Source organism: Paenibacillus sp. FSL P2-0121 (genome assembly GCF_037975345.1).
Taxonomy (GTDB): Bacteria; Bacillota; Bacilli; order Paenibacillales; family Paenibacillaceae; genus Paenibacillus_AQ; species Paenibacillus_AQ odorifer.
Map to the genome: position 1 here is coordinate 1,733,032 of NZ_CP150245.1, position 20,614 is coordinate 1,753,645.

General features: G+C 46.4%; 15 protein-coding genes. 14 read left to right on the top strand and 1 reads right to left on the bottom strand.

Annotated elements, in window-relative coordinates; all coding sequences use genetic code 11:
* Positions 1 to 10: 10 nt before the first annotated feature.
* From MKY54_RS07690 to MKY54_RS07755, 14 genes are all read left to right on the top strand, one after another.
* On the top strand, positions 11 to 904 hold the full coding sequence (locus tag MKY54_RS07690; protein ID WP_076305018.1) for an ROK family protein: 894 nt from the start codon (positions 11 to 13) through the stop codon (positions 902 to 904).
* 94 nt (positions 905 to 998) lie between these two features.
* Positions 999 to 4,802, top strand: coding sequence for a GH32 C-terminal domain-containing protein (locus MKY54_RS07695; protein ID WP_339190092.1), 3,804 nt, complete (start codon positions 999 to 1,001; stop codon positions 4,800 to 4,802).
* A gap of 297 nt (positions 4,803 to 5,099) precedes the next feature.
* Positions 5,100 to 6,101 (top strand): LacI family DNA-binding transcriptional regulator, encoded by a 1,002-nt coding sequence (locus tag MKY54_RS07700; RefSeq protein WP_076125296.1) that lies wholly within the window; start codon positions 5,100 to 5,102, stop codon positions 6,099 to 6,101.
* Positions 6,102 to 6,122: 21 nt separating this feature from the next.
* Positions 6,123 to 7,103, top strand: coding sequence for a BadF/BadG/BcrA/BcrD ATPase family protein (locus MKY54_RS07705; protein WP_076125294.1), 981 nt, complete (start codon positions 6,123 to 6,125; stop codon positions 7,101 to 7,103).
* 43 nt (positions 7,104 to 7,146) lie between these two features.
* Positions 7,147 to 8,445 (top strand): 6-phospho-beta-glucosidase, encoded by a 1,299-nt coding sequence (locus MKY54_RS07710; RefSeq protein WP_076307094.1) that lies wholly within the window; start codon positions 7,147 to 7,149, stop codon positions 8,443 to 8,445.
* Positions 8,446 to 8,469: 24 nt separating this feature from the next.
* A complete protein-coding gene (locus MKY54_RS07715) occupies positions 8,470 to 9,396 on the top strand; it encodes an ABC transporter permease subunit (RefSeq protein ID WP_036675807.1) in 927 nt (308 codons plus the stop codon).
* Positions 9,397 to 9,455: 59 nt separating this feature from the next.
* Positions 9,456 to 10,346: a carbohydrate ABC transporter permease gene (locus tag MKY54_RS07720; protein WP_076125288.1), complete on the top strand. Its 891-nt coding sequence runs from the start codon at positions 9,456 to 9,458 to the stop codon at positions 10,344 to 10,346.
* 33 nt (positions 10,347 to 10,379) lie between these two features.
* A complete protein-coding gene (locus MKY54_RS07725; protein WP_076219658.1) occupies positions 10,380 to 12,026 on the top strand; it encodes an extracellular solute-binding protein in 1,647 nt (548 codons plus the stop codon).
* A gap of 38 nt (positions 12,027 to 12,064) precedes the next feature.
* Positions 12,065 to 13,798, top strand: coding sequence for a family 10 glycosylhydrolase (locus MKY54_RS07730; RefSeq protein ID WP_339190093.1), 1,734 nt, complete (start codon positions 12,065 to 12,067; stop codon positions 13,796 to 13,798).
* Between the two features lie 266 nt (positions 13,799 to 14,064).
* A complete protein-coding gene (locus MKY54_RS07735) occupies positions 14,065 to 15,348 on the top strand; it encodes a DUF1963 domain-containing protein (protein WP_339190094.1) in 1,284 nt (427 codons plus the stop codon).
* 166 nt (positions 15,349 to 15,514) lie between these two features.
* Positions 15,515 to 15,844, top strand: a complete 330-nt coding sequence (locus MKY54_RS07740) for a PadR family transcriptional regulator (protein ID WP_036675798.1) — start codon at positions 15,515 to 15,517, stop codon at positions 15,842 to 15,844.
* 14 nt (positions 15,845 to 15,858) lie between these two features.
* Positions 15,859 to 16,725, top strand: coding sequence for a pentapeptide repeat-containing protein (locus MKY54_RS07745; protein ID WP_076125280.1), 867 nt, complete (start codon positions 15,859 to 15,861; stop codon positions 16,723 to 16,725).
* Between the two features lie 76 nt (positions 16,726 to 16,801).
* Complete coding sequence (locus MKY54_RS07750; RefSeq protein ID WP_076185338.1) at positions 16,802 to 17,560, top strand: ATP-binding cassette domain-containing protein; 759 nt, start codon at positions 16,802 to 16,804, stop codon at positions 17,558 to 17,560.
* Complete coding sequence (locus MKY54_RS07755; RefSeq protein WP_339190097.1) at positions 17,561 to 18,331, top strand: ABC transporter permease; 771 nt, start codon at positions 17,561 to 17,563, stop codon at positions 18,329 to 18,331.
* A gap of 65 nt (positions 18,332 to 18,396) precedes the next feature.
* Here MKY54_RS07755 and MKY54_RS07760 read toward each other — a convergent pair whose 3' ends face one another.
* Positions 18,397 to 20,328 (bottom strand): ATP-dependent DNA helicase, encoded by a 1,932-nt coding sequence (locus tag MKY54_RS07760; RefSeq protein ID WP_254857092.1) that lies wholly within the window; start codon positions 20,326 to 20,328, stop codon positions 18,397 to 18,399.
* Positions 20,329 to 20,614: the final 286 nt, after the last annotated feature.

Consider the following 20,614-nt stretch of genomic DNA (forward strand, 5'->3'; position numbering starts at 1 on the left):
AGTCATGTATATGCGTATAGGAGCGATTGAAGCTGGCGGGACGAAGTTTATATGTGGCATTGGGAATGAAAATGGGGAAATTGAAGATCAGATTAGTTTCCCAACAGAACATCCTGAGGTGACGTTGCCCAAAGTTATTCAATATTTTCAAGGCAAGCAAGTAGAAGCTATCGGAATTGGATCGTTTGGTCCGATTGATATTCACACAGATAGCAGGGCGTATGGTTACGTTACAACAACACCAAAGCCAGGGTGGGGAAATTACGATATGCTGGGCACTTTGAAAAGTAACTTTTCGGTTCCTTTTGGATGGGACACGGATGTCAATGCAGCGGCATTTGGTGAAGCCAAATGGGGCGCTGCTCAAGGATTATCCAGCTGTTTGTACTATACAGTTGGCACGGGTGTTGGTGTGGGAGTGTATTCAGAAGGTAAACTCATTCATGGTCTTGTACATCCTGAAGGGGGTCATGTTCTTACGAGACGCCATCCTGACGATGTATTCCCAGGGGGATGTCCCTATCATGGGGACTGCCTAGAAGGGATGGCGGCAGGTCCTGCTATTGAAGCAAGGTGGGGGAAGAAGGGCCATGAACTTCCTATGGATCATCTTGCATGGGAAATGGAAGCATTTTATATTGCACAGTCGATTACGGGTGCTATATTGCTTAACTCTCCTCAGAAAATCATTCTGGGTGGTGGTGTTATGCAGCAGTCACAATTGTTTCCACTGATCCGTCAGGCTGTGCTTCAGAACCTGAACGGCTATGTCAGCTCAAGTACTATTTTGGAACACATAGATGAGTATATCGTTCCACCAGGACTAGGCCAACAGGCGGGATTATGCGGTGCTCTGGCTCTTGGACTCACAGCACTGGAAAGTAAGATTTCTGCTCAATTGTAAAAGAATATATAGAGGAGGTCAGTGCAATGAATTGGCCTCCTTCTTATTTTACAATAAAAGAAATGATTGATGATAGAAAAAGAGGGTGAAGAGGATGGTTAATAAGGGAAAAGTAGTTTTATCCTTTCTCATGGCAACAGGATTTGTTATGACTTCCGCAGGCATATATGTAGCCAATCCCGGTATGGGTTGGGCTGCGCCCGCTGATCAGGAGGTAAGTAAACAAGCTAAGGAGGGGCTTTCTATTTTTGAAAGCGTAACCAAAACAAACACAAACTTGATAGGTTGGCAAATAAAAGGAAAAGGTAAGTTGGCGGATACTGTGGAAGGGATTTTACTGACTTCCGATCCACAAGAAAATGTAATGGCAATCTCCGAAACGGTGTCAGAGGATTTTATCTATGAAGCTGATGTCATGATCAAGGATATGCAAGCGGACGCGACCTTATTGTTCCGTTCTAATGAAGATGGCTGGGGTTCCTACATGCTCCAAATTGTTCCGAATGCAGGTATGATCCGCTTACGAGACGCAAGTGATGGTGAAGGGAAATTAAAAGAGGAGCGGAAGGTTACTGTTAAGGCAGGAGAGATCTATCATCTCAAGGTGAAAGCAGAGGGTTCATCACTGAAAGTATATTGGGACAATGAATATAAACCTGTGATTGAGGTTCAGGATGATGCGTATCGTACTGGTAAGTTGGGACTCAATGTATGGAATGGTTCTGTTTTGTTCCAAAATATTATCGTAAGCGACCTGAAAGGAAATTTGGGTGCTGTGGTTACAAATAAAGGACAATGGCAGCCTAATATCAACGGCAAGAAAGGAATGGCAGTAAACCAGATGAAGTCACAGCAAATTTATAATAAACAAGCTGCTGATTTTGTATATGAAGGAAATCTATCTCTTCGTCCTGATTCTGTTGCAGCGCTCGCCTTTCGTTCATCGGCTGATGGAACAAAGGGATATGAAGCAGCCCTGACAAAGGAAGGAAATCAGGTTCGTGTAAGTCTGACGAAAGCTAACGGAACAAGGATTGCAAGTTCACAGCATACCTATCCAAGTCAGGCCGGAGCAAAACATCATGTAGAGATAAAGGCGAAGGGAAACAGAATTCAGGTCTTTCTAGACGGATACACCCCGGCCGCAATCGATCTAACAGATAAAACCTATACCGATGGATATGCAGGAATCGTTGTTAAACAGGGAACAGCTTACTTCCAGGATACCTATGTGACGGATGCCAGCAATTATTATAGTGAAAAATATCGTCCTCAATACCACTATACGCCAATTCGTGGTTCTGCCAGTGATCCGAACGGACTTGTCTACTTCGAAGGTGAATATCATCTATTCCATCAGGACGGAGGCACTTGGGCACATTCTGTCAGTAAGGATATGCTGAACTGGAAGCGGCTTCCGATTGCGCTGCCGTGGAATGATCATGGGCATGTCTGGTCTGGATCAGCTGTGGCAGATTTGACGAATGCATCAGGTTTGTTCGGGGATTCAGGAGGTAAAGGTCTAATTGCCTACTACACTTCCTATAATCCCGATGGCCCGAATGGGAATCAGCGTATCGGTCTTGCATACAGCAAGGACCAAGGTCGTACTTGGGAATATTCCAAGACGCGTCCAATGGTTATCGGAAATCCAGGCGATAATGGAGGGGAGCCGGGAGGCTGGGATTTCCGTGATCCGAAAGTGATTCGTGATAATGACAATAACAGGTGGGTAATGGTTGTATCCGGTGGAGACCATATTCGTTTCTTTGCTTCAACGAATCTACTTGATTGGAACCTGACAGATAGTTGGGGATACGGGGACTATGTTCGCGGCGGTGTATGGGAATGTCCGGATCTGCTTCAGCTTTCGGTAGACGGAACATCACAGAAGAAATGGGTTCTGATGATTAGTACAGGAGCGAATTCAAAAACAGGCGGATCAGATGCTGAATATTTTGTGGGTCATTTAACAGCGGATGGTAAATTCGTTAATGATAATCCGGCAGGGAAAGTATTGCGAACAGATTTTGGAAAAGAATTCTACGCTTCAATGTCTTTTTCAAACATGCCAGATCATCGCAGCGTAATGATGGCGTGGATGACAAACTGGGACTATCCGTTTGCTTTTCCAACAAGCCATTGGAAAGGCGTACTGTCAATCCCAAGAGAAGTCTCATTAGTAACGACAAAAGATGGGATTCAGCTCGCTCAAAGCCCGATCAAGGAGTTGGGATCGCTGCGTAGTCAGCTGTATTCTACTGCTAACAAAGAGGTGAGTCCTTCTTCTCAGAATCTATTGAAAGGAGTTACCTCTGGTGCATACGAAATTGAAGCTGAAGTAGAAATTCCAGCAGGTAGTCAGGTTAGTGAATTTGGCTTTAACGTTCGTGTAGGGGGAAGTCAAAAAACGGTTGTTGGATATAAACCTGGTGAGGGTCGGATTTTCGTGGATCGGTCTGCATCTGGTTTGACGGATTTTTCGAGTCTATTTAATACAAGACATGAAGCGGCAATGCAAACGGAGAACAAGCGAGTTAAGATGCGTATCCTTGTAGATGAGTCTTCTATTGAGGTTTTTGGCAACAACGGTAAAGTTGTTTTCTCTGACGTCATTTTTCCGGATCCAGCCAGCAGAGCTTTGAGTTTTTACACCAAAGGAGGCAACGTAAAAGTCGTATCTCTGAAGGTGAATCAGTTAGGCTCTGTATGGAATCAGGAGACGGGCTCAGCTACCAAGATAATGATGGATACAAGTGATCGCGAACTGAGCAAGGGGCAAAGCGACATACTTTTGGCGATGGTAGAGAATGGTACCGGTAATGGGGCACAGCCGCTTAAATGGAATTCCAGTAACAAGGATGTTGTTGAACTAAACGTGGTGGATAAATCCCAGGCAACCCTTGTAGCTAAAAAAGAAGGCGAGTCTATCATTACCGTCTCTACTCCAAATGGGAAGACATCCGCTAGCTTATTAGTTAAGGTATCTGGGGGTGAATTTCATACGAACTTAAGTGGGTGGACTAAAGATCTATCTGCAGCCTCCTGGGTCATTGGTGAAAATGGGATTCGTGGAAATTACTGGAGTGACGCGAATTATATCGCAGAGAAGCAGGCAGGAGATTTTACTTATGAAGCAGAGATGATGTTAGGGAAATCCGGAGGAGCAGGCTCTATGTTGTTCCGTGCCAGCGAAGATGGACGCAGCGGATACTACTTAAATCTGGATCCGAATATGAAGTCCATCCGTCTGTTTTATAAAATCGACGGCCGTTTTGAAGAGCGTCAGATTCTAGCAAAAGTTCCGACGTTCATTCAGCCGGGTCAAACCTACAAAGTGAAAATCGAAGCGAAGGGCCCGCATATCGTGGTTTATGTGGATGGGCAGAAAGTGATCGACCTCCAGGACGGCACATTTGCAGAAGGCCGCTTTGGACTACATGTATTTGGTGGATATGCTTCATATCAAAACGTTAACGTGAGCGGAGAAACACCTGCCGATCTATACACTTCCAGTCTAGTAAATGCAGAACTACAGAAATCCCTTTATACAGCAAATCTCGCAAATGGTGAAGCTGTTACACTGAAGGCTGCGAATGATTTTACGGATCAGAAGTGGGTATTCGTGCCGACGGGGGACGATGCAGGCTCCTATTCTATTCGTACAACAGCCGGTCAGGCGCTTGATCTAGACACAGGGCAAAATAAAATCCAGTTATACCCTTATCTCGGATATAACAATCAGCGTTGGATTTTTCACAAAAATGATGATGGTACCGTAAGTATTATTTCTGCTCATCATAAGAAAGCGATGGAAGTATCAGCGGATGGGTCGACACTGTCCCTTAGCGAGCTTGATCCTACTCTTGATCGACAAAAATGGGTAATTACCAATTAACCTGAGGATGATAGAAGCAATGGAAGGGGGAATAGCGTGTCTAAAAAGCAACTTGTCTGCGGATGAGTTGCTTTTTGTTTTGGCTGCATTTTATGTATTGACGGATATTGGAAATGTAAGTAGAATGTAAATTAGTTAAAACCTTAAAACTTTTGTAAAGAATTTTGGTGTTCTTGATAAAGGAAAAACTGACATTCAGTGTGCAATTTTCAATCAGAACATAGAAATATCACGAAAGGTTAGGTTTTTTTATTTACCTAAAAAGTTTAATCGTTTAAACTTTCGGGTGACGGAGGTATGGAAGCTAAGATGAATATACATGATGTAGCCAAAAAGTCGGGACTCTCTGTAGTGACCGTATCCAGGGTGCTTAACAATTTACCCTCTGTACGGGAAGCTAATAGACAGAAAGTACTGAAAGCTATGGAGGAATTAAATTATCAGCCCAATTCAGCAGCGCGGAGTCTTGTGAGAGGCAAAACGGGAGTCATCGGGATGTCGATTACCAACTTTAACGACTCTTTCTATGACCGGGTTATTCGCGTGGTGAACCGGAAGCTGGCGGCGCAAGGGTATTTTTTAGCCCTATCGATCGCCGAGAATGAGGATGAAGGCGATAATTTCCTGTTTCAGAAGGATCGCGTTGATGGAATTATCCTGTTGTCCCCACTTGAAGAAAAGGCATATGTAGAGGAACTGAAAAGAAAAAATATTCCGTTTGTATTGCTGGATAACCAGTTTCAGCATGAGGATGTGCCTAGCGTCGTGGTCGATAACTATCAAGGCGGGTATGAGGCTACAAAGCACTTGCTCGATCTTGGGCACACTCAAATCGCCTATATTGGCGGCCCTTCGGTATTTCTAAGTGTAGCGGAGCGTAAGCGCGGTTATGTCCAAGCGCTCGAGGATGCCGGGTTAACGCCATTCGGAACGGAATACTGCAGTTTTACAGTAAGCGGCGGCTATGAGGTGGCCAAGAGATGGATCCGCGAAGATAAGCTGCCGACAGCTTTTTTTTCCGGGGACGATTTTATTGCTCTTGGAATGGTTCAGGCTCTCCGGGAAGAGGGAATTCGAGTACCCCACGATATCTCAATTGTTGGATTTGATGATCAGCAGTTCGTAGGTGAATTTTACCCGCGGTTAACGACGGTCAGACAACCTGAGGCACAAATGGGCAATATAGGCGTTGATTTACTACTAAAAATGATCAACGGGGAGGTGATGCCGCCCGCTGTAACGAAGCTTGCTCCGCAGCTACTCATTCGTGAATCCACCGCATCTGTTAGATTACCTTGAATTTTAGGAGTGAAATCATCCGTGAAGTATTTTTTGGGAGTTGATGCAGGAGGCAGTAAAACCCATGCAATGATTGCAGATGAACAAGGGAAGGTCATCGGAGTTGGCAAGGGTGGGATCGGAAATCATCAAATAAACCGTGAGCAGGCGGTGAACAGTTTGCAGCAGGCCATATCGGAAGCAATTATGGCGTCAGGGCTGACCAAGGATCAGCTGGATTACTCCTGGTTCGGCTTAGCGGGAGCGGACAGAGAGGCTGATTTCCGGATTTTGCGACCGATCATCAGCAGCTTTGATCTTCCCCAAACTGAGATTTCCTGCGACACCTGGATTGCCTTGCGGTCAGGTACAGAGAAGAACTATGGGATCGTGCTGATTTGCGGATCAGGCGTGAACTGTAGTGGTAAAAATCCGTTGGGTGCTACATACCAATGTGGTGGATTCGGCTACCGGTTCGGGGATTATGGCGGTGGCTATGATTTAAGTATTGAGGTATTCCGTAGCGTCCTTCGGGCGGATGAGGGAAGAGAGAAGGAGACGGTCCTAACCGAACGCTTAACGGAATTGTTGGGCTATTCCAATGTTTCGGAGCTAAGAGAGGATTACCTGGATCATTTCAGAGACCTGCCTCCCCATATTGCTGAACTATTGTTTCAAGCGGCAGAGGAAGGGGACCAGGTTGCCACCGAGCTGCTGGTCAAGCAAGGGGATGAGCTGGGTTTGGCCGCGGCATCGGCCATCCATCGCTTGGGCATGGAGGAGGACTTCTTCGACATCGTACTTGCAGGCAGCCTGCTGACAAAGGGAGACCGCTCAGGCATCATCCGGCGGGCCATTGAGAGAAGAGTGAAGTTGTCGGCTCCGAATGGCACTTTAAGGATTTTGACCCGGGAGCCGGTTGTAGGATCGGTCGTTCTGGCTATGGAAAGCAGCGGTATGCGTGTAGATCAGAAGGTTCTAGATAATCTATCACAGGGGAAAGTACTGAACACAATAGGCTAGTTTTTATAAGACCAAAATGAAAAAGATGAAGGAAGGGTCTATCATGGAGGAAACATTGAAGCTGGTTGTCATCGGAGCGGGATCATCGTATACGCCTGAGCTTATTGAAGGCATCATCCTGCATCACCAAGAGCTTCCCATTCGCGAAGTATGGCTGGTGGATATTGAGGAGGGAAGGGAGAAGCTGCATACGATTGCAGAACTGAGCAAACGCATGATTGCTGAGTCCGGACTGCCGATTACCGTGGTCCAGACGCTTGAGCGCAGGGAAGCCATTGCCGGAGCGGACTTTGTATGTACGCAAATCCGGGTAGGCATGCTGGAAGCGCGCAAATGGGATGAATTAATTCCGCTTCAATACAATGTCATCGGCCAGGAGACGACAGGTCCCGGAGGGATGATGAAAGGCCTACGGACTATCCCGGTCATTCTGGATATTTGCAAAGACATTGAGGAGCTGGCTCCGGATGCCTGGTTGCTGAATTTTACGAATCCGGCCGGTATGGTGACTGAAGCTGTTCACAAATACTCATCGGTAAAAAGTGTAGGCCTGTGCAACTCGCCGATCGGTTTTCAAAAGTGGCTCTCCGAGTTCTTCGGACTTCCTATGGAGAAAATCTACGCGGAGTTTGTCGGCATCAACCATCTGCACTGGGTATCCGATATCGTGATTGACGGTAAAAGCAAGCTGCAGGAGCTCATTGATTACCCGCAGAGTTACAAGGCGAGCAATGTGCCGTTTGATTCCTGGGACTACCGGTTTCTGAATGCTTTGAAAGCGATTCCCTCTTATTACCTGAGCTATTACTATATGACGGACGCGATGCTTGCGGAACAGAAGGAAGCAGCAGCAACGACTGGATCGCGCGCTGAGGTAGTGAAGAAGGTGGAGGAAGAGCTGTTTGAACTGTACCGGAACGTAGCGCTGAAGGAAAAGCCCAAGCAGTTGGAACAGCGCGGCGGAGCCTACTACTCGGAGGCGGCAGTGCTGCTGATGCGCTCCATTTATAATGATTCCCGCGATATCCAGACGTTGAATGTAAGGAATAACGGAATGATTGACTTCTTGCCGGACGATGCCTCTATTGAGGTGAACTGTATGGTAACCAAGCAAGGCCCGCTGCCGATTCCGCTGCGTATAATTCCTCAGCCCATCAAAGGCTTGCTGGCCGCGGTCAAGCAATACGAGAGCCTCACCATCGAGGCGGCTGTGCACGGAGACCGGGATATAGCCCTACAGGCTATGGTTCATCATCCGCTCGTGCCTTCGGTCACCGTAGCTGAACAACTGCTGGATGAAATGCTGGAGAAGAACAAATCGTTGTTGCCGTTGTTTCACTAGAATCGTCCAGAGGGGGAAAAGCGGATGAACACGGCCGAGAAACCGCGTAGATGGAAGAAATTTATCAGTCAATTGGATTTGCAGTCCATGGTTTGGCCGGGAATTATCTTTGTATTCATTTTTAGCTACATTCCGATGTATGGCGTGGTTATGGCATTCCAGCAATACGATATTTTTGGCGGCATTATGAAGAGCCCCTGGGTTGGATTTATGCATTTCAGAATGTTCTTCGAGGCGCCGGAGTTCTGGAATGTGATGCGAAATACCCTTGTGATTAGCTTGCTTAAATTGATTATCTCTTTTCCTGCCCCGATTCTTCTTGCGCTGATGCTGAATGAAATCGGGAATATGGGCTTTAAACGCATTATCCAGACCGTCAGCTATTTACCTTATTTCCTGTCCTGGGTTATAGTATCCGGTTTTGTATTTTCGCTGTTATCCGTTGACAACGGGACGGTGAACTATGTGCTGGAGCGATTCAATCTGGTAGGGGAGCCAGTTAACTTCCTGGCGTTACCCAAATACTTCTGGTCGATTCTAGTAAGCGTAAATGTGTGGAAAGAGGTCGGATTCGGGAGCATTGTCTACCTGGCCGCGATTGCAGGCATTGATCCAACCCTATATGAGGCCGCTTCTATAGATGGAGCAAGCCGGTTTAAGCAAATTCACTTGATTACACTCCCCAGCATTACCCCCATTATCATTATCTTTATGATTCTTGCCATCGGCAGTCTGCTCAGTGCGGGCTTCGAGGACATTTTGCTGCTGGCAACCAATCCAATTCTGCGACCCTACTCCGATGTTATCGACACCTATGTGTACCGTGTTGGGATTTTAAATGCCAGATTCTCTTATGCGACAGCGGTAGGGCTATTCAAGGCGGTGATCAGTGTCATTCTGCTAGTGACGGCCAACAAAATCGCTCGCCGGGCAGATGTTAGTCTCTGGTAGTACTACTACTCATAGCGAATGCTTCCGATGCTCCATAAACCTTTTAGGAGGAGTGAACAATGAGACTAAGCCTAGGCGACAAAATCATGCAGCGGAGTATTTATATCCTTTTGACGCTGCTGGCGTTACTCATGCTATACCCGTTTTGGAATGCGTTGGTCATTTCCTTTAATCTAGGGAGCGATACGGCGCTCGGCGGTGTAACCTTGTTACCGAGAGCATTTACCCTGGAAAATTATTATATTGTGTTTCAGGATCAACGCCTGCTGAATTCTTTTCTGATCACCATTCTTAGAACGTTAAGCGGCACGGCATTGTCTGTCTTTTTCACGGCACTGTTAGCCTACGGAATGTCCAAGAAGACATTGCTTTTTCGAAAACAATATATGGTGTTCTTCATGATTACGATGTTCTTCAGTGGAGGGCTCATCCCTAGTTATTTACTAGTTCGCTCTTTGGGTATGCTGGACACCTTTTGGGTGCTGATTATCCCCGGCATCATCAGTGTCTGGAACATGATTGTCATCCGCACCTTCTTCCATGCTCTGCCGGAGGGGTTGGAGGAATCTGCCAAAATCGACGGCAGCAGCAACTACGGCATTTTTTTCCGAATCGTCATTCCCGTCTCCGGCCCGGTGCTGGCCACGATTGCCTTATTCACCGCAGTAGGTTATTGGAATGACTGGTTTACGGGAGCGATCTATATTACAAAGGATCACTTGCTCCCTATACAGACCCTGCTGCGCCAGATTATGAACTCCAACATCATGACCCAAATTGGCTCATCGAATGCTATCGCGCTGGATCATATGAACCGGAATCGGACGATTACCACGAAGTCACTGACTATGGCTACGATGATGATCGCTACCATTCCAATTATCCTGACGTATCCTTTTCTCCAAAAGTACTTTGTTAAGGGCGTAATGATTGGTTCGATGAAAGAATAGCAGTCTCCATATTATGTAGAAAGAAGGGAAAAGATGCGCAATCGTATGAAATGGGTATCTCTTTTGCTGACTTCACTGGTGCTTCTTCTCGCTGCCTGTAGCGGAGGAGGAAATTCTAACACTTCACCAAACACAAGCGAGAAAAATCTGAATACTGAGGCCGCCACAGATGACGGCAGCGGGATCAAGCCCGTCACCTTCAGCTTCTATGGAAACTATGACTGGCTTACGACATCACCCTGGGGGGATAATGAGGCGACAAAATGGATTCAGGAGAACCGTAAGGTTACTGTTGAACCCATACAATCCGGAGGAGCGGCCGGAGAAAAGCTCAACACGATGATCGTCGGCGGTGATTTACCGGATGTCATTTTTACTGACCGGGGATCCTCAGTGGAGCGGCTGGTGCAGGCAGGACAACTCGTTGCGCTGGATGATTACTATGAGAAGTATCCGAACTTCAAGAAATATGTGAAGGAATCCACCCTGAATTTGCTCCGTTCAGAAGACGGGAAAATCTATCAAATCCCGAACTGGTATACATCCGGGCAATTCGGCAACGGCGGATGGATGGTGAATAAAGATATTTATAACGAACTCGGCAGACCGGCGCTGGAGACCTTTGATGATTTGTATCAATATTTGCTTAAGGTGCAAGAAAAGTATCCGGATGTAGTACCTCTGGAGGTTGGGGAGAAGGGGGCAGGTCTGGAAATTATGTATGGTGGTTTTAAGGAGAACTCCACCAGTAAGTTTATTTCACTCATGGGATATCCGGATGGCGACAAGCTGTCATCTATCTTGGATGATCCTGCTTACGAAGAGATGGTGCTGTATATTAATAAGCTGTATCGTGAACGGCTGATTACGCAGGATGCACTGCAGCAAACCCAGGATGCGGTCAAAGAAAAGGTCAATACCAACCGGGTAGCAGTCATGGTCGAATCCAATATCACTACGTATGGAGCCGAGGGACACCGGGCACTGACAGCGAATAATCCGGACAGCGGTTATGAGATTATATGGCCGATTCATAAATCCGGACTAGACAAAACACGAGTGTTTGTAAGCGGCTTTGAGACGCTGGGTTGGAACGTTAATGTCATTACGAAAAAGGCCAAGGATCCAGAGGCCATCTTCGCTTATTTTGACTGGATTACGGGTCCGGAGGGGCAGAAGGTGCTTTTCTTCGGTCCTAAAGGCTTGTACTGGGATGAAGAGGATGCGGACGGAGCTCCAATCCCGAACGAGAAATACAAGACGACTCCTGCTAACGAGCGTACGGAAACGATGCGGAAATTCGAGGACTTTAACTGGGCGGGAAATACGACCTTTATTGATACGGCGAAAATGAGCCTCGAGGCGTTGCTTTCCGCGAACCAGAAATCCTGGGAGACCGTGGCGCAGTCCACGGTGACCTGGAAAACCGCGTTGGATATCACAGAGTTTGTAAATACCGATCCGATTCCGGATACGGAGATCGGCATCATCGCACAGAATATCGGGGATATTTATACCCTTGCTTACGCCCAGATGGTTCAGGCGAAGTCGGATGAAGCGGTGTTGTCGGCGCTAAAGACAGCTAAAAAGAACACCGAAAAAGCGGGGCTTGCTAAGCTGCTTGAATTCAGAACCGAAAAATGGCAGGAAAATGTTAAGAAAATCAACGCGACGAAATAAGACTATTTATAAAATCTTATAATTGTGGAGGCGAGATTATGGCATTTGCGTTGAGATCGAGGTTCATAGCACTGTTAAGCATCGTGTTGGTTTCTTCGATAGCCGGTGGTTCCGTTCCTGTTATGGCCGAAGAGGAGAGTAACCCCCCTTTCGAAACGGAAGTTATTGTACGGACCGTAAACCAGTTTAAGAACATGGCGGATGTCCAGAATTTCATCGCGCTGTCTACAAGCTATGGCGTCGATGTTATTAGCATGAACGTGAAGCAGGATGAAGATGATGAGGTTCCGTCTGGAAGTGTATTTTATCAGAGTGATATCGCACCAATTGCCCAAGGCTACCAGAATTTCGATGCCCTGCAGGCTGTCATTACGGCAGCCCATGCTGTAGGAATCAAGGTTCATGCCTGGATTCCGCAGTTCCATGATCAGCAGGCTTTCCTGGAGCACGATGAATGGCAGATGCAGGCGCTGGTTGACGGGGTTCAGACACCGTTTACAGGTTCTAACGGCAACGAATACTTCGTCAATCCGATTCACCATGAAGTGCAGGAGTATGAGCGTTCCATTATTCAGGAAGTAATCGAGAATTATGATGTGGATGGCGTTGTGCTGGATTGGATCCGCTTCGACAATTACAACATGGACGTCAGTGATTACACGGCCCTGAAGTATCAGGCGCAGTTCGGGTATTCACCGCTCAGCATTGACTTCGAGACAGATTCGCCTCAGCGTGAGCAGTGGAATGAATGGAGAACCGAACAAATCGGACAGTATGTGGGCGATATCCGTCAGGATATCACACAGTCCTCAAAGCCGGATGTGCAGCTCGGCGTGTATATTTTGCCGCCAGAATTCATTGAAGTTGGGCAGAATGTAGCCAAATTCAAGGATGATATCGACTTTGTTGCACCAATGGCGTACTTTGATGACTGGGAGTTCAACAGTGATTGGGTATACAGCACTTCCTACGGAATCCTGAAGGATACGAGCGACCGGATTAGCGGCAGTGACGTGGAAATTGTTGCGACGCTGGATAATGATTGGACAGATGATCAATATCAGGAGATTTACAAGGGAATCCGCGAGAATTATCCAGGTGTGAAGCGTCTGTCGTTCTTTGCTTACGGGGCCTGGCCAGAAGATGAGCTAGCCAATATCAAAGAACGTGAAACCTGGCCTACGCCAGGCTGGACGCCTGCGGTAGAACAAGACTATCCGGCTCAATTACCAGCAGGGTGGAAGGCGCGAAATATTGGTTCCATGCCGGGGAACGTTACCTACAATTCTTCCAATAAGCAATTTACACTCAGCAGCAGCTCTACGGATATCTGGGGAAATGGAGATCAACTGAATTATATATACCAATCCGTGCGGGGCGATGCGGAGATTATTGTTAAAGTGCATTCCACTAGCCGATTGGACGGCTGGGCCAAGGCCGGCATTATGATTCGGGAGTCGCTGGGTCATAATTCGAAGCACGCAGATATGATGCTTACCCCGGAAAATGGGGCCACCTTCCAGTATCGTGCAGAGACTGCGGGCAATATGGTTGATCAGACTGCGGCTGCCTCGGCTCCAAGATGGCTAAAGCTGACCCGAAGTGGAAATACCTTCAAAGGGGCTATTTCGACGAACGGGAATAACTGGCAAACGGTCGGAACTGTTCAGATTCCGATGAACCGCAAGGTGTATATTGGCATAGCACTTAGCAATCCCGGGGATGACTCGAGGAATAAGGCTGTGTTTGGAAATGTGAAGATTACGGATTAAGCCTAATACAAGGGCACCGGTTCTTCTTTATCCGGGGGAGTTTTCGTTTATCAGGTTAACCAGAAATATTTGGTTGACCTTTTTTTGTTTCCGTTTAAGGTGATGGTGGGGGATATATCCAATTGAAATCTGAAATGAATTTAAAGCTGCTAAATCCGGTGGTATATTTAATGCAGCTAATTCTATAATATAGCTAATTCTATAATGCAGTTTAGCTTATTAATAATAGTCTTTGAGAATAACTTATACAGAATAGGAGAGATACGATGAGCGAGCGTATACCCTGCCAAACCTCAGGCTGCAAGGGAAGCATACTTCCTGCAACTGCTTTAAAGACGGGGGGAATCTGCATGCCCTGTCATCAAAGGAAGCTTGCGCTGGAGCAAAAGGCTTATATTGAACAAAATCGAAAAGACATTGATTTGTACGCAGGTGTGAATGATCCGGTTGAAATTCTTAAAATCATGCACAAACCGCGGAGATGGAGCCCGCTTGAACACGAAATCTCCTATCACAAAACCGCGCAAGAGTTGTATCGTCAACTGACTGAAAGCGAAAGGGAGCGATTGGAATCCTACGCCATTGAATTGATGGAAGAAGATGATTTTGACCAGGCTGAGGCTATTTTACTGTCGCTTATATGTTTTTCAAGTGCGTTCATTGAACGGGGGCTGGAGGTTTTTTTTCACAAAGGGAAGTATTATCCCGGTATTCTCTATAAAGAAGCTGGTCAGGAGATCCGCGATATGATCATTCATCAGTTAGAGCATGACTCGGAAAACCGTAATCATTTGCTGCTTGCATTGGCCTGGATTGGCGATAAAGAGGTTGTACGGCAGTTCGAGACATGGCGGCAGCATCCGCCTCGATGGACATCGGAGTTAAATGTGGCTCCGGAAACCTATGCTCACGAAGCAGGATGGGAATTAGATCCCGACGGTGGGAAAAGGCTGCTCTTTTACCCCGAGAGTTATCATTTTGAAGTAAACAGGGACGGAAAAAATGGGCTGGATCGGGATCATACGGCGGTAGCGGCGCTGCAGGAGGGTGAGCATTCCTGCCCTTGGTGTGGCGGTAAATTGACAGTGCTGTTTGATTACGATTTGCAGAATCCACTGGTTCAATTTATGAAGCTTTCCGGCCAGCGGTTAAGGATTGCAGCTTGCATGCATTGTAATTGTTATGGCACCGTGTTTATGAAAGCGGAGCTGGATGGCCAATATTCGTGGAGTGAATATAATACCGTTCCTGATTTTTTGCCTGCAAATGAAGACAGGGAAGAAATAGCATGGCATGCCATGCAGCTATCGGAACGGCAGATGGGAACCTATGAAAATTCGTATTGGATGCTTGAGGCGCCTGCGTCGCAGATTGGAGGACATCCGGCTTGGATTCAGGATGCGGAATATCCTGTGTGCCCTTGCTGTTCGACGACGATGAAGTTTATTGCCCAAATGGACATGGAACAGGCCGAGGACAGCGAGGGGATTTATTATGCATTTTTGTGTGAGGGTTGCCGGCAGGTAGCTGTGAATTACCAGCAGACATAAATCAACTTATTTCTGGTTAGCGTAAATTGGAACTTCAGACTTAAAAGAGAAAAATGCTGCCTTAGACAACTAAGGACGGCATTTTTTTATTTTGTATAAACATGATGATCAAAGTACATTGACTGTCACAGTAGTATGATATACAATGCGATTATGAGGTGATGAAATGAGTGAGAACAAAATCACATCCGATCTGCTGCGAGGGCATACCGATACGATGGTATTACGGCTCTTGTCCGAAGCCGATCGTTATGGATATGAAATCGTCAAATTGATTGCTGAGCGTTCCGGAGGCGAGTATGAATTAAAAGAAGCTACGATGTACTCCAGCGTCCGGCGGCTTGAGGCAGACGGTGACATTGAATGGTATTGGGGGGATGAGTCTCAGGGGGGACGACGGAAGTATTTTCGGATTACCGAGAAGGGGAAAGCTGTTTACGCCAATAACAAGACTAATTGGGAGTACGCAAAGCGTGTGCTTGAAAACTTATTATAAGGAGACTTGATAATATGAATGAGAAATTAAACATGTATTTAAATGGCGTATTCGCACCCTATGACGGGATAAAAAGCGTTGCTGAATTAAAGAGTGACCTCCTTTCCGATTTGCAGGAGCGGTTCAGTGAACTCAAGGCTGAAGGCAAGGATGATGAAACGGCGTTTAAGATGACGATAGACAGCATCGGCGACATTGAACAGACGGTGCAGGAGGTTGCCAATCTCTCCCGTTCACTTGAGCGGCAGGTGGTGACGAGCTTTAGGGCGAGCAACTTATCGAAGAGTGATTTTGCAGGCGTTACCGCCCATAAAGGGGATTTTAAAGTGAGCGCGTTGCGGGGTTCCGATTTTACAGGCGCAGACTTGACCGGCAGTTCTTTCGCGGGCAGTGACGTTGGCGAGGCCAAGTTCGACAGCGCTAATCTGACCGACTGCAATCTGTCCGGCATTGAACTGGCAAATGCGAGCTTTCACAAATCTATTCTTGTTCGCACCAACTTTAGCTCATCAGGACTTACAGGGGCGAAATTTATCAGTGCAAGACTGACCGACGTCAAGCTGTGTACGACTGATCTCACGAAAACAATCTTTGAGAACTGTATCTTTGACGGTGTGGAATTTAAAACCTCTGATCTGCGGGGATTATGTTTTGACGGCCAGACCTTTATCGGGGTTAAGTTTGAAAAGTCGGCGCTGAACGATATTTCGTTTAGAGGTGCGACGTTAAAAAATGTGTCATTCCTCTCCGGGTTTTCGTTATCCAAGAAGTTTTATCGTGCAATCAAAACGATCAACTTTGATGGTGCAATGATGGATAAGTTGACCTTTGCTGCGCTCAAAGGCATGGAAGCTGATTTGACAAAGGTTACAGTTCTATAAGCCTGAGCTTCCGAAGTGAGTTTTGCGGGGAGAATTCCATAAAGATATGCTAACAAAACCTTGAGGAGGGAATGCAATGAACAAGTCCATTAAAGTGGTTGGGTTAGAAAAGTCCTACAGACAGCTTCAAGTTTTAAAGGGGGTGGATTTTGAAGTGGAGCAGGGCAGCGTTTTTGCTCTGCTGGGCTCCAATGGTGCAGGCAAGACCACCATTGTCAAAATCCTCACCACTTTGCTGAATCAAGATGGCGGGACTGCTGCAGTGAACGGATTTGATGTCGCCACAAAGCCTGATTATGTACGCCAGTCCATCAGCCTGACGGGTCAATTTGCTGCCGTGGATGAGATTCTGACCGGCCGGGAAAATCTGATCATGATTGCGAGGCTCCGCCATGAGAAGCATCCGCGTCAAGTTGCGGACGATCTGCTGGAACGCTTCACTTTGACCGCTGCCGCGGATCGCAAGGTATCCACTTATTCAGGCGGGATGCGCCGGAGATTAGATCTCGCGATGAGTCTTGTTGGAAAACCGCAGATTATTTTCCTCGACGAACCAACCACTGGACTTGATCCTGAGGCAAGGATGGATGTATGGAAGATGGTTAAGGAGCTTGCCGACGGCGGTACGACTGTCTTTTTGACGACGCAGTATTTGGAAGAGGCAGAGCAGCTTGCTGATCAAATCGCCATTCTACATGAAGGTAAAATTATTGCGAGCGGTACACTCGAAGAACTAAAAAAGCGTTTTCCGCCCGCAAAAGTTGAGTACATTGAAAAGCAGCCGACGCTGGAGGAAATATTCCTCGCAATCATCGGCAAAAAGGAGGGAAAGTAAATGGAAATGATTAAGAAGCACTTTTTCAGTGACATGAGTGTAATGCTCGGACGCTCTATGCGCCATATTCTCCGCAGTATGGATACCATCATCACGGTAACTATCATGCCAATTGCATTTATGCTGTTGTTTGTTTACGTGTTCGGTGGGGCCATCCAGGCGGGTACGGAAAACTATGTAAATTATTTATTGCCCGGGATCATACTGATCGCTATTGCAAGTGGTGTAACTTATACGGCTTACCGCCTGTTTAACGATGTGCAAAAAGGGATTTTTCAGAGATTCCATTCTATGCCGATTGCACGTTCTACCATGCTGTGGGGACATGTGCTGACCTCCCTGATATCCAATGCGATTTCAGTTAGCGTCATCATTCTTGTTGCATTGATTATGGGGTTTCGTTCATCGGCAGGAGTGCTCTCATGGCTGGCGGTTGCCGGCATCCTGATATTGTTTACGCTGGCTCTAACTTGGGTCGCAGCAATTGCTGGACTATCCGCAAAATCGGTGGACGGCGCGACTGCTTTTTCCTACCCGATTATTTTCCTTCCTTTCATCAGCTCGGCCTTTGTGCCTACCGAATCGATGCCGCCAGTCGTTCGCGCCTTTGCTGAAAACCAACCCGTTACATCTATAGTAGAGGCGGTTCGCTCCCTCCTGATGGGGCAGCCTGTCGGCAATGATATTTGGGGAGCCATCATATGGTGCATAGCCATTCTAGTAGTTGCTTATTTAATAGCGATGCGGGTATACAAACATAAAGTAGTTTAATTGCAGATAACGTTATAGGGTTTAGAAGCGACTTGTCTGCGGATGGGTTGCTTTTTTTCATCTCTCTACGTATCGCTAAGCTGTATCCCTTTTTCTTTCACAAACTTCTCCAGAACCTTGAAATCCTCAGTAACCTTTTTAAAAGGTAAGGCTTCCAGTACCTGATCCCGGTAATCCTTTTTGGCGGCAATGGACAGGCGGGAATCGAGTATGCTGAGTACACCCAGATCAGTTTCACTGCGGATCAGGCGCCCGGTTCCTTGTCTTAACCGAAGCAGCATGTCCGGTACAAAAACCTCTTTCAAGGGATTCTTTGCCATCGAAGTCTTATATTCATAGACAGGATCGGCAGGAACAGGGAAAGGCAGACGGAAAATGATTAACTGCGACAAATCGGAACCTTCGATATTCACACCTTCCCAGAATACACCGGTACTAAGTAGAACGCCTTTACTGCCCCGAAAGTCAGCGATCACCCCGTCCTGGGACGAACCTTCCCTTTGAACATGTAATGCCCATGCCAGCTTCTCAGAGTTTAATTTCTTATGAATATACTTCATATCCTCTTTAGCTGAAAAAAGAACCAATGTCCGCCCGTCTGTTAAATTACAGAGCCTCATCATTTCCTTGTATGCCGCTTCAAGATAATCTTCCCGCCGCTGATGGTTATAGTAGGGGATGTCCTTGGCAATATACAGCATGGTGTGGTTGTCATAATCAAACGGTGAAGCTTGGCGCTCCATATAATCTCCCCTGTAACCGAGGGACTCAGTGAGATAAGCGTATTGTTCCTCCAGCGTTTCTCCGCTTTGACACATCGTTGCTGACGTTAAAATAACAGAGGTTTTCCCGTTAAATAAGGTATATTTCAGAAACTGGCTTATCCCTTTAGGGCAGATACTAAGGGTACTCTCCCGCTGGGTATTGCTTGCCCAGATCAGATAGTTATCCTCTACTCCGGCGAGTACATCAAAGAGGTCGATAAGTCCGTTCATGGCTTCGAAAATATTGTCAATCTCCCGCTCATGCCGTGAAGTTAAGACGGAAAGGCTGAGATTAAAATCTTTTAAAACCTGTGCCGCTCGTCTTAAGGGGATTCCTGTGATCTGCGATATTTTTATACGGTCATTATCCTGCTTGGCTGTTTGCAGTAAGTCTGCCTCAACTTGTTTAAAAATATGGCCAACGCATCTTTTTATAAATTTAAATTGCGGCATAAGCTCCGTATCGGCAGATTGTTTGAAGAGAATCTGTAAGGCGTCATCCAGAATACGGCAGGTTCCCCGGTATGTAAATTCGACCGTTCTTGCATCTCTAACCTTTGCTTCCAGATTATGAGCTTCATCAATTACGATCAGAGCCGGCCGTTCAGTGATTAACCCCTTCGTTCCTTCCTTTTTCTTGATTAAATCACGGATGAGCAGATCCTGGTTTACGATAATAAAATCCATATCGCTCGCGTTGGCATTAATTTTAGCTCTCATCTCATAAAACGTACATGTACTTTTATAATGGCAACGTTCAAATTTGCAATCATTCACACAAACGTTAGACCATACTGCATCACTAACCCCGCCCTTAATATCTGCCCGCTCATCAATTTCATAATTGACAATCTGTTGAGCAAGCGCAGACAGAGAGGCGTTTGAATCATCCGCTTGGAACAGATCTGCTGCCCTATACCGGCAAGCATACTGCCCCATGCCTTTTCCAACTACCGAACGTACCCTTGTAAATCCGAGCCGACTTCCGATGAATCTCAGATCTTTATGTATTTGTTCTGAAAGTTGTATGGAGGATGTCGCAATAATAACCGGTTGCCTTGAGATTTGGTTAATAAGCAGGCTGGGAATGAGGTAGGCAAAGGACTTGCCGATGCCGACTCCAGCTTCAATCATCGCGTTACGACCATTAATATAGGCATCAGCGATATCTAGAGACATATCCTGCTGGCCGATCCGCTCTTTAAGTCCAATCCTGGGAAATTTATCATACATGCGAAAGATAGCATTGACTAAAGAGGGCTCGATGTCCTTCTTTAGCTCCTGCTTCTGTAATTTGTAGAGATCACTTAACCAGCTAATGACGACCGCCCCTTTTCAAAATCAATGATCTTCCTAATTATAGTTTTTTTGGTTTTTTGGTGAGGTTGTAATTATCTTCGATGCCACTCTAACAGTCAAGTCCAGAATATAATATGATGATTAAAACAAAGTGAATTACTGTGTTTTTGAAGCAGGAAAATATACACATATCTTGAATACAAACTACAAAGAAGGAGGA